An 11,268-nucleotide genomic window follows, 5' to 3' on the forward strand; every position below is an offset into this window, starting at 1 on the left:
GCGTCCTTGTTACACATGGCATCGATAACATAGTCTCGCGTGGTGATCGAGCTGCCTGCGCCGGACACTTCGCCGGCCCCGACGACGACCACGACCGATGCGCCGGCCGCCACGAGCGCGCTCACCTGGCGCGGGCGCCTGCTGTTCCGGCATAGCGTCCCCCATCGCATCCTGTCCGGGGCGCTGCACTACTTCCGCGTCCACCCCGATCTCTGGCGGGACCGGATCCGCCGGCTCGCCGACCTCGGGCTCAACACCATCGACACCTATGTGGCATGGAACTTCCACCAGCCCCGCGAGGACGAGGCGCCGTGCTTCGACGGCTGGCGGGACGTCGAGCGGTTCATCCGCATAGTGGGGGAGGAGGGCCTCGACGTCGTCGTCCGGCCCGGACCGTACATCTGCGCGGAGTGGTCGAACGGCGGCCTGCCGAGCTGGCTCACCGGCCGCGACGTCACGATCCGCAGCTCCGATCCCGCGTTCACCTCCGCGGTCGGCCGCTGGTTCGACGAGCTGATCCCGCGCATCGCCGCGCTCCAGGCCGCCGCGGGCGGACCGGTCGTGGCGGTGCAGGTGGAGAACGAGTTCGGCAGCTTCGGCGACGACCATGCCTACCTGCGCTGGAATCGCGACGCCCTGATCGCGCGCGGCATCCGCGAACTGCTGTTCACCGCCGACGGCCCCACGGAGCTGATGCTGGACGGCGGCACCCTGCCGGGGACCCTGGCGGCCGTCACCCTGGGCTCCCAACCTGACGCCGCCCGGCGGCTCCTCGCGGCGCGGCGGCCGGACGAGCCGTTCGTCGTCGCCGAGTTCTGGAACGGCTGGTTCGACCACTGGGGCGAGCGGCACCACGTCCGCGGCGCGGACAGCGTCGTCCGCGCCCTCGAAGGGATCATCGCCGACGGCGGCAGCGTGAGCATCTACATGGCCCACGGCGGGACCAACTTCGGGCTCTGGGCGGGCGCCAACGAGCACGAAGGCCGGTTGCAGCCCACGGTGAGCAGCTACGACTCCGACGCCCCGGTCGCCGAGGACGGCACGCTCACCGCCAAGTTCTTCGCCGTGCGGGAGGCGCTCGGCGCGCGCGGACCCGTACGGATGCCCGTGCGGATGCCGACGCTGCCGCCGGCGCGCGTCCCGCTCGTCCATCGCGCCGACCTGCTCACCGGCCTGCGCGCCGTGCCGGCGCCCACCTCGACCGGCCCGCGCCCGGCCTCGTTCGAGAAGCTCGGGCTCGACGCGGGAATGGTCCTGCACACCGCGCGCTCGCGCATCCCGGCGGGAGAGCACCGGCTCGTCCTCACCGACGTCCGCGACCGGGCCTTGGTGCGCGTCGACGGCGCCGTCCTCGGCGTCGCCGGCCCCGGTGACCCGGAACTCCCGGTACGCGGAACCGGCGACGTCGTCTGCCTGGAGGTCCTGGTCGAGAGCCTCGGTCGGATCAACTACGGGCCGGGCATCGGCCGGCACAAGGGCCTGCTCGGTCCCGTCCTCGTCGACCGGCGCATCGTGCAGGGCTGGGACAGCACGCCGATGGCGCTGCAGGAATGGTCCGCCGGCGAGCTGGCCCGGGCGGTCGCCGCCGGTCCCGCGACCACGCACGCCGGGTTCGCCGTTGCGACGGTGCACGTCGACACGCCCGCGGACACCTTCCTCGCCCTGCCGGGATCGAGCCGCGGATTCGTGTGGGTCAACGGGTTCCTGCTCGGCCGCTACTGGGAGATCGGGCCGCAGGTCACGCTCTACTGCCCGGCGCCGCTGCTGCGCGCGGGCGAGAACGTCGTGACGGTCCTCGAGCTGGGACCTCCGGAGGAGTACGTCGAGGAGTTCGGCTAACCCGCGACCTCCCACCGCTGGAGCCGGGCGTCGGCCTCGGCCAGGAAGACGTCGAGCACCCCGTCACCGACCTTGACCGGGGCCGCCCCCCAGCGGTTACGCGGCGGGCTGACCCGGATGGCACGGGCCTGCTGCTGCAGCTCGCGCGACTCGGCGAGCAACGCGCCGCTCTTGGCCTCGTCTCCGGCCAGCCGGGCCTCCAGCGCGCCCAGCATGGACACCATCGCCGTGCCCCACAGCTCGGTGGCGTCCAGCCAGGACGCGGCGTCGTCGGTGAAGCCCTGCTGCACCGATCCGCCGCGGATGGTGGCCGGCGCGGTGGCGATGGCCGTCGCATACGGGCGCAGCGCGGTGATCGCGTCGACCCGTCGCCCGTCGTCCCACGTCTGCCAGAACGCGCCCGTGCGGCCGGCCAGCTCGGGCGCCTGCGGCTGCCAGGGCGTGCTGCCGAAGGTCGGAGCCAGGTGCTGCAGGTCGGCGAACACCAGGAGGGCCTCGGTGGCCGTCTTGTCGCCGCCGGCGAGATACGCCATCGCCCGCGGCCAGTTCTTCCTCGCGTCGTACGCCTGGTCGTTCCAGGTGAAGTCCGCGGTGCCGAAGACCGCGACCTTGCTCGCGTACGGCTGGTTCATCGGGTTGGCCACGATGCCGGACAGGTGCGCGGATAGGCCGCTCTCCCGCTTGTCGTAGGGCGCCAGCAGCAGCCGGCCGCTGGTCTCGCCGTAGTCGTTGACCGGGTAGTTGTCCCAGACGAAGACCTTGCGCCCGAACAGCTCCGCCGCCTTCGCGGCCTGCGCATTGGTGATCTCCGGGGGCACGGTCTCGATGCCGGTCCACATCACCTCGATCGCGGGGTCGAGGGATGCCCGCATGGTCTGTTTGTACGTGGTGTCGGTCAGATCGCCGTACTCGGTGGGCACCATCTGCAGCGGCTGGGCGCCTTCGTGGGTGGCGATGAAGGTCCGCTGCACGTCGTTGAGCAGATCGACCTGGGCCTTGGCGGCGGCGGTGCGTCCGGCCGCGCCGTAGGTGCTCTCGTCGGCCGCGCAGTTCCAGCGGGTGTAGCTGATGTCGTCCAGAGGGATGGAGAAGGCCCTGGCGCCCAGGTCGTACAGCGCCTGCAGCTTCTGCTTGAGGACGGTGCGATCCGCCTGGTCGGAGTAGCAGATCGACACGCCGGGGGACAGGGCGAAGGTGAAGCGGACGTGGTTCGCGTTGGCCCGGGCCACGAGCTCGCCCAGTTCGGCGAGCTTGTCCGCCGGGTAGGGATCGCGCCACTTGTCGCGGTGGTAGGGATCGTCCTTGGGAGCGTAGATGTAGGTGTTGGCCTTGACCTCGCCGTAGAAGTCCATCTGGTCGAGGCGTTCTGCGTGGGTCCACGGCGCACCGTAGAAGCCTTCGATGGTGCCGCGCAGCGGCATGGACGGGAAGTCGCTGACCTGGACCCCCGCCACCTTCCAGCCGTCGCCGGATGGGACGAACAACTGGCGCAGCGTCTGCACGGCATAGAACTGACCCGCGGCGTCCTTGCCGCCGAGCGCGATCTGGCGCTGGTTGCCGCCCGAGACCCGTAACGCGTATCCCTCGCTCTTGCCGGGTAGGGCCGTGTCGCCGAGCTCCTGGGCGATGTCCGGCCGGGTCGCAGGGCCGAGGCGCACCGTGAGCAGGCCGGGCGCGGCTGCGGGGATCCTGTCAGGGGTGACGATGTCCACCCGGGCGGCGCCATGCGCCTTGAGCTCGCGGACCAGGCGGTCGCGGGCGGCGGGGTCGGTCCGGTCGTCGGCGACCACGAGCACCCGGCTGGTGACGACCGCGGCGGCGCCGACGCTGTTCAGGGACTGCGGAGACGGTGACACCGAGGGTAAGGAGGCGTTCGGAACCGGAGCGGCAGAGGCCGCGGGGACGGGCAGGAGCGCTCCGGCACACAGGGTCGCGGCCAGCGCAAGACAGAGGGCGGGGGTGCGTCTTCTCACGGAACTCTCCGTTCGGCTGGAGGGGCGGTGCTGCCGCGCAGCACCAGCTCGGGAGTGGGAGCCTGCACTGCGCGGGGCTCCGGACGCTCGGCTATCACGTGGAGCAGTTCGGTCGCGGTGAGCGTGCCGAGCGCGTACGTGTCGCGGGTCAGGGCGGTGATCGGGGGATGGGGGAGCTGGGTGAGGATGGAGTCGTCGAAGGACACGATGGAGACCTCGCCGGGGATCCGTACGCCCATCTCGGTGGCGACGCCCAGCCCTGCCGCCGCCATGACGTCGCTGTCGTAGATGATCGCCGTGCACCGGGGGCTCGTCTCCAGCAGCTGGCGCGTGGCCGATGCGCCCTGGGTGTCCGAGTAGTCGGTCGCCACGCTCACGATGTCGAGGTCGAGTGATGCGTGCGCGTCGGCGATGGCCTGGAGACGGCGTCGCGTGTGCTGGTAGGCGGGGACGCCGCTGACGTGGCCGATGGACCGGTGGCCGAGCGCGGCGAGGTATCCCAGGATGCGGGTCATCGCCGCGTGGTCGTCGACCCAGACGCTGGACAGCGGCAAGGGGCCTCCGTGGCCTCCCAGAATGACGGCGGGGAGGCGAAGGTCGGCGATGACCTGCGGCCGGACGTCGTCGACCGCGAGGTCGAAGAGCACGAGCCCGTCGACCCGGTTCTCGGCGGCCCAGCGGCGGTAGACCGCCACCTCCGCCTGGGTGTCCTCGACGATGAGGATCTGCGTGGCGATTGCCTCGTTGGACAGGCGGGACTGCAGGCCGGACAGGACATGGGCGAAGAACGGCTCGACGCCCAGCGTGCGGGCCGGGCGTGCGATGACGATGCCGACGACGTCGTTGCTGGCCCCTTTGAGCGCGCGTGCGGCCCGGTGCGGGCGCCAGTTGAGCTCCTCGGCGACGTCGAGGATGCGCTTGCGCGTCGCGTCGCTGATGCCGGGGCGGGCGTTGAACGCCAGTGACACCGCCGACACCGAGACGCCCGCCAGCCGCGCGATGTCGGTGCTCCTCAACCGGCCAGGCGAGGCGCCCGCCACGGACTCGGAGGACTCGGGAGGGCCGGAGGCGGAGTCCTGGGGCGGAACCTCATCGTTCTGCGGCATCGCTTCTCCATCGATGTCTGGCCTGCGGGCGGCCGTCGTTATGGAAACGAGATGAGCTTCCCGCGTGACCATGAGAACTAGAACGTATTAGTCTGCGGACATCCTAGGCAACTAAAACGTATCAGGCATATTGTCATATCTCCGCTACGGAGAGGTACGAGATGCACAACCACCTCAGCCGCACGCTCGAGCGTCTCGCCCGTGTGAGGCGAGAACGGATCCTGCCGCGGATACACACCCGGCTGACAGGTGTTGAGGTCGAGGCGTGGACGGTCGCCGACGATGGGGAGCCGGTGAGCGCCCGGCACGCGCTCGGGCTCGCCCGCGACACCGGCCGCGCCACCCCCGTCTACGGCCCTTTCCCTCTGGGCGCCGCCTGGGGAAAGGCTTGGTCCACGACGTGGTTCCGGATCCGGGGCACGGTCCCCCCGCAGCCGGGGCCGGTCGACCTCGTGCTCGACCTGGGCTGGTTCGACCACTCCGTGGGCGGTCATTGCGAGGGCCTGGTCTTCACCCCCGATGGCACGATCGTCAAAGGCCTGCACCCTCGCCAGTCCGCCATCCGGTTAGATGCCGACGGCGCGTTCCTGCTCTACGTCGAGGCGGCGGCGAACCCTCTGCTGCTCGGGTTGCCGCCGTTCGTCGTCACCGAGCACGGTGAGAAGGGGGCGGAGGAGCCGTTCGAGCAGTTCATGCTGCGCCGCGCGGAGGTCGCCGCGTTCTCGCCCGAGGTCCACGCCCTGTGCATGGACCTGGACGTGATCGGTGGCCTGGCCGCCGAGCTGAGCGCGGACGAGCCGCGTCACTGGCGGCTGCTGCGCGCGATCGAGGAGGCCCTGGACGTCTACGACGAGGCGGACGCCGAGGCCGGCGCCCGGCGGGCGCGCGCGATCCTCGCTCCGCTCCTGGCCATGCCCGCGCACGCCAGCGCCCACCGGATCACCGCCGTCGGGCACGCGCACATGGACACGGCGTGGTTGTGGCCGCTGCGCGAGACGGTGCGCAAGCTCGCCCGCACGGTCTCCAACGCGCTCGCCCTGCTCGACGCCGACCCCGCGCTGGTGTACACGATGTCGTCGGCACAGCACTTCAGCTGGCTCGAGGAGCACTATCCGGAGCTGTTCGCCCGGGTGCGGCGTCACGTCGAACAAGGGCGGTTCGTCCCGGTCGGCGGCATGTGGGTTGAGGCGGATGGCGTCATCCCCACCGGCGAATCGATGGTGCGCCAGCTGACCTACGGCAAGAGATACTTCATCAGCCGCTTCGGCCGGGAACCGCGCGAGATGTGGCTGCCCGACTCTTTCGGCTACTCGGGCGCTCTGCCGCAGCTGGCCCGCCGGGCCGGGTCCCGCTGGTTCCTGACGCAGAAGATCTCCTGGAACGACACCACGGTCTTCCCGCACCACACCTTCTGGTGGGAGGGCATCGACGGCACGCGGATCTTCACCCACTTCCCGCCCGCGGAGACGTACGCCGCCGAGGTGACCGCCCGCGAGCTCCGTCATGCGGTCGCCACGTTCAAGGACAAGGCGATCGCGTCCCATTCGCTGCTGCCCTACGGGTACGGCGACGGAGGCGGCGGTCCGACCAGCGAGATGGCCGAGCGGCTGCGCCGCTTCGCCGACCTGGAGGGCGCAGCCCGCGTGACTTCCAGGTCTCCGGCGGAGTTCTTCGAGGAGGCCGAGGCCGAGCTGCTGGAGGCCGGATCTCTGCAGCCGGTCTACCGCGGCGAGCTCTACCTGGAGCTGCACCGGGGCACCTTGACCTCGCAGGCGGCCATGAAACGGCACAACCGGCGCTGCGAGTCGCTGCTGCGGGCGGCGGAATACCTCAGCGCGGCGGCGAGCACGCTGCGTGGGGCGCCCTATCCGCACGAGGATCTCGATGACATCTGGCGCACCGTGCTGCTGCACCAGTTCCACGACATCCTCCCGGGCACCTCGATCGCCTGGGTGCACCGCGAGGCCCGCGATACCTATCGGGAGATCGAGGAGCGGCTGCACGGACTGATCAAGCAGGCCGGCGCGGCACTGAGCGGTGAGCAGGCCGATCCTGCGGGTGGCGTGCTGCCTCCGTTCGCCGTGGCGAAACCGCGTGCGGCCCCCGTCGATGGCGCCGTCGAGGTTGCCGACGGCGGCGTCACCGTACTGGACGACGGCCTGCTCCGCGTCGTGATCGGCGAGGACGGCCACGTCACCTCGCTCCTCGACCTCCGCAACGGCCGGGAGGTGGTCCCACCCGGCAGGCGGCTCAACGAGCTCCAGCTCTTCCGCGACGAGCCGGTGCGCTGGGATGCCTGGGACGTGGACCGGCACGTGCTCCGCCATCCCCAGGTGATCGACGAGGTCACGAGCCGGAAGGTGATCCGCGACGGACACGACGCCGGCGTCGAGGTGGTCCGGCGGGCCGGCGCGTCGACGATCACGCTGACGATGTGGCTGCGGGCCGGCACCGGGCGGTTCGAGACCGAGTGCGTCGTCGACTGGCGGGAACGCGAACGCCTGCTGAAGGTCGCCGTCCCGGTGCGGGTCATGGCGCGCACCGCACGCTTCGAGACCCAGTACGGATATGTCGAACGGCCTCTGCTCACGAACACCGCGGCCGAGGAGGCGATGTTCGAAGCCGCGATGCACCGCTACGTGCAGGTGAGCGACGGCGACTTCGGCCTCGCGATCGTCAACGACGCGATGTACGGGGCCGACGCCCGCGCCGCCGGCGACTCCACCGCCGTCCGGCTGTCCCTTCTCCGCGGAGCCCGCTTCCCCGATCCCCGCGCCGACGTGGGCACGCATACGTTCCGGTGGGCCGTGCTGCCCGGCGCGGACGTGCCCGCCGCGGCCGAGGCCGCCTACGCCTTCAACACCCCTGACCTCGCCGGCCTCCCGCAGGTGGCGCCGCTGGTCCGGCTGGAGGTCCTGACCGGGCACGCGCTCATCGACTGGGTGAAGCAGGCCGACGACGGCTCCGGAGACCTCGTCGTACGGGTGTACGAGACGCAGGGAGCACGGGCGAGCGCACGGCTGCACTGCTGCGAGGAACTCGGCGCCGGAGCCGTCCTGTGGGAGACCGACCTGCTCGAACGGGAGATCGGCGACGACGAGGACCTCCCCGTGGCCGTGGCCGGGCGGCAGGCAGGACAGGCTCGTCTGGATCTCGGCCCCTTCCAGGTGGCGACGCTGCGCATCGCCCCGTGACCTGCCATGCCCAACGCGTCAAGTGCGAAGGGAGCGGAGCTCCCGAGCCAATAAGAGAGGACATCCGATGACCACTATCGGGAAAGGCCGGGCCCTGATCGCAGGGCTGGCCCTGGGATCGCTGCTGCTGTCCGGATGCGGTGGCGACACGACGCCGCAGTCCTCGGGCGGGTCACTGTCGGGAACGATCAAGTTCCAGACGTGGAACCTGAAGAACGAGAAGTTCACGTCCTACTTCACTGAACTGATCGCGGCCTTCGAGAAGGCCAACCCGGGTACGAAGATCACCTGGGTGGACCAGCCCGCCGAGGGCTACCAGGACAAGCTGTCGGCCGACGCGGCCGCCGGGGCGCTCCCCGACGTCGTCGACATGGGCCCCGAGGCCGCCTACACCCTGGCCCAGGCGGGGGTCCTGCTCGACGTCGCCAAGGCCGACCCGCAGGCCAAGGGCCTGTACCTGGACAAGGCGTGGCAGGCGATGACGTTCAGTGGACTGGGCGGCGGAACCTACGGCTACCCGTGGTACCTGAACACCGGACCGTCGTTCTTCAACAAGGCGCTGTTCGAGAAGTGCGGGCTGGACCCCGGCAAGCTGCCCGCCACCTACGACGAGCTGTTCAACCAGGCCGAGACCATGGCCAAGAACTGCTCGGACGTGTCGATGATCGTCAGGATGCCGGCCATCGAGAACTTCGGCGAGTACGGCGTCCCCCTCATGGACGCGGCCGGCAAGAAGTTCACCTACAACGACGCCAAGGGCGCGGAGTTCGTCGAGCGCTTCCGCAAGCTGTACGCCAGCAGGGGCCTGACCCAGGAGTCGCTGAACAACCTCCAGACCAAGGAAGTGGAGGAGTTCAAAGCCGGCCGCCTGGCCTACCTGTCCGGCAGCTCCTACACCCTGAACGACCTGAAGGACACCGCGCCCGACATCTACAAGGACCTGGGGATCGGGCCGCGGATCAGCACGGCCGCCCCCAACATGTACATCGAGTCGCTCGTCGTGAACGCCGCCGGCGAGAACCAGCCGCTGGCCATGGCCTTCGCCAAGTACGTCACCAACGCCGCCAACCAGCTCGCCTTCGGCAAGAAGGCTGACGTGTTCCCGTCGACGGCCGGGTCGATGGACGACGAGTACTTCACCAAGGACGATGGCGACCCGGCCACGAAGGTGCGGCTGGCAAGCGCCGCCCAGGTCAAGAAGGCGGTCGTGTGGTGGCCGCCGGCCTTCTCCGGATCGGCCGACGCCGAGACGCTGCGCGAGCAGATCGCCCAGGCGCTGCTCGGCAAGAAGACGGTGCAGCAGGCGCTGGACGAGTCGGTGAAGTACTCCAACGAGCGGCTGGCCGCGCACGGATGACGGTCTCCGCTCAGCACAAGCTCTCCTTGCGGTGGGGCCGGCGCCGGCTCCACCGCGAGGAAACGGCCCTGGCCACGCATCGCTGGCGCCTGACCCCGTGGCTATTCCTGCTGCCGGCGCTGGCCGTCATCGTGCTCCTGATCCTCCTGCCGTTCGTCAACACGCTGCGGCTGGCGTTCACGGACTCCACCCTGCTGAGGGGCGGGGAGTTCATCGGGTGGGAGAACTTCCGGCGGATGTTCGCCGACGAGCGGTTCGGCACCGCGCTGCTGAACTCCACCCTCTACACGGTGTGTGTGGTGCCGCTCATGGTCGCGCTGCCGCTCGTGCTGGCCGCGCTGGTGAGCGGCGCCGGCCGGCTGATGGGGTTCTTCCGCACCACGATGTACCTGCCGGTGATCATGTCGCCGGTCATCGTCGGGCTGATCTGGACGAACATGCTCGACAAGCGCGGCCTGGTCAACGAGCTGCTCGGCACGCTGAAAGTGGTCACCGAGCCCGTTGCCTTCCTCACCGACCGCTGGCTGCTGCTGTTCAGCGCGATGTTCGTCACCGTGTGGATGGGCCTGGGCTACTACATGGTCATCTACCTGGCCGCGCTGGCGAACATCGATCCGAGCCTGTACGACGCGGCGGCCATGGACGGCGCGGGCCCCGTGCGGACCTTCCTCCACGTCACCGTCCCCGGAGTGCGCTCCACGATGGGGCTCATCGGGGTCCTGTCCTCGGTGGCAGCCTTCCGGGTGTTCGGCGAGATCTACGTCCTCACGAACGGAACCGGGGGAGTGGGCGGCGGCGACCTCACGATGACCATGCTCATCCAGCGCGAAGGCACCGGCCTTCAGGCGCGTACCGGCTATGCGGGCGCGATCAGCCTGGTCATGTTCGTCATCCTCGGCGGGCTGCTCATCGCGCAGCTCGTCCTGCAACGCAAGCAGAGGACGTCCTGATGCCCGTCTCCGGTCCGGCCGCACGGACCAGCCGCCCGGGTCGCGTCGTGCGCTACCTGATCCTGCTCCTGATGGCCGTGCTGCTGGCCGGCCCCCTGGTGTGGCAGATCTCGCTGTCGCTCAAAGGCGCCGGCGACGATCTCTACGCGCGGCCGCCCGAGCTGATCCCCGGCCATCCCACGCTGGGGAACTTCGCGACGGTGCTCGATCGCATCCCGGTGCCCGACTACCTGTTCAACTCCCTGATCGTGGCCGCCATGGCCGTCGCGGGCAACGTGGTGGGCGCCACCTGCGCCGGCTACGCGCTGGGCAAGCTGCGCTTCCGCGGCCGGGGAGTGGCGGCCGGGATCTGCGTCGCGGCCCTGCTGGTCCCGGCCGAGACCGTGCTGATCTCCCAGTTCCTGCTGGTCAGGGCGGCCGGTCTGGCCAACACCCTGCTGGGCGTCGTGCTGCCGACGATCGTGGCCGCGCTCAACGTCCTGCTCATGCGCAACGCCTTCCGCAACCTGCCCGCCGAGTTCGAGGAGGCGGCCGTCGTCGACGGCGCCAACGCCTGGCAGCGGTTCATCCGCGTCTCCGTGCCCCAGGTCAAGGGCGTCATCACCGTCGTGGCCATCTTCGCGTTCGTCGGCTCGTGGAACGACTTCCTGTGGCCCCTGATCGTGCTGTCCGACGAGGACAACTACACCCTCACCGTCGGGCTCAACCGCCTGCACGGCACCTTCTACGACGATCCGCGCCTCATCGCGGCCGGCACGATCATCGCCTTGATTCCCATCGTCGCGTTCTTCGCCATCTTGCAGCGCTACTTCTTCCGCGGGCTCGAAGCGGGAGGCTTGAAAGGGTGAA

At 70.1% G+C, this 11,268-nt stretch carries 7 protein-coding genes; 5 read left to right on the plus strand and 2 right to left on the minus strand.

Annotation, left to right across the window (positions count from 1 at the left end):
* Window positions 1–42 precede the first annotated feature (42 nt).
* Complete coding sequence (locus tag Q9G87_RS10780) at window positions 43–1,839, plus strand: glycoside hydrolase family 35 protein (protein ID WP_305916120.1); 1,797 nt, start codon at window positions 43–45, stop codon at window positions 1,837–1,839.
* Here Q9G87_RS10780 and Q9G87_RS10785 read toward each other — a convergent pair.
* Window positions 1,836–3,812, minus strand: coding sequence for a beta-N-acetylhexosaminidase family protein (locus Q9G87_RS10785; RefSeq protein WP_305916121.1), 1,977 nt, complete (start codon window positions 3,810–3,812; stop codon window positions 1,836–1,838). The two genes, Q9G87_RS10780 and Q9G87_RS10785, sit on opposite strands and share 4 nt — an antisense overlap.
* Window positions 3,809–4,918 carry a LacI family DNA-binding transcriptional regulator gene (locus Q9G87_RS10790; RefSeq protein WP_305916122.1) on the minus strand — a complete coding sequence of 370 codons (1,110 nt, stop codon included), beginning with the start codon at window positions 4,916–4,918 and terminating at the stop codon, window positions 3,809–3,811. The genes Q9G87_RS10785 and Q9G87_RS10790 overlap by 4 nt, the downstream gene beginning before the upstream one ends.
* Window positions 4,919–5,121: 203 nt before the next feature.
* Here Q9G87_RS10790 and Q9G87_RS10795 point away from each other — a divergent pair, with 203 nt between their 5' ends.
* The 4 genes from Q9G87_RS10795 (at window position 5,122) to Q9G87_RS10810 (ending at window position 11,267) form a co-directional block, all read left to right on the plus strand.
* Complete coding sequence (locus tag Q9G87_RS10795) at window positions 5,122–8,112, plus strand: alpha-mannosidase (RefSeq protein ID WP_305916123.1); 2,991 nt, start codon at window positions 5,122–5,124, stop codon at window positions 8,110–8,112.
* A gap of 67 nt (window positions 8,113–8,179) precedes the next feature.
* Window positions 8,180–9,469: an extracellular solute-binding protein gene (locus tag Q9G87_RS10800; protein WP_305916124.1), complete on the plus strand. Its 1,290-nt coding sequence runs from the start codon at window positions 8,180–8,182 to the stop codon at window positions 9,467–9,469.
* On the plus strand, window positions 9,466–10,419 hold the full coding sequence (locus Q9G87_RS10805; RefSeq protein ID WP_305916125.1) for a carbohydrate ABC transporter permease: 954 nt from the start codon (window positions 9,466–9,468) through the stop codon (window positions 10,417–10,419). The genes Q9G87_RS10800 and Q9G87_RS10805 overlap by 4 nt, the downstream gene beginning before the upstream one ends.
* Entirely contained in the window at window positions 10,419–11,267 is an 849-nt protein-coding gene (locus tag Q9G87_RS10810) for a carbohydrate ABC transporter permease (RefSeq protein WP_305916126.1), read from the plus strand. Before Q9G87_RS10805 ends, Q9G87_RS10810 begins: the two co-directional genes overlap by 1 nt.
* The last annotated feature ends 1 nt before the right edge of the window (window position 11,268 follow it).

The organism is Nonomuraea turcica (assembly GCF_030718205.1).
Taxonomy (GTDB): Bacteria; Actinomycetota; Actinomycetes; order Streptosporangiales; family Streptosporangiaceae; genus Nonomuraea.

Coding starts and splice junctions, on each gene's coding strand:
- Q9G87_RS10810 (WP_305916126.1), top strand. CDS start 10,419: ATGCCCGTCTCCGGTCCGGCCGCACGGACCAGCCGCCCGGGTCGCGTC.
- Q9G87_RS10800 (WP_305916124.1), top strand. CDS start 8,180: ATGACCACTATCGGGAAAGGCCGGGCCCTGATCGCAGGGCTGGCCCTG.
- Q9G87_RS10805 (WP_305916125.1), top strand. CDS start 9,466: ATGACGGTCTCCGCTCAGCACAAGCTCTCCTTGCGGTGGGGCCGGCGC.
- Q9G87_RS10790 (WP_305916122.1), bottom strand. CDS start 4,918: ATGCCGCAGAACGATGAGGTTCCGCCCCAGGACTCCGCCTCCGGCCCT.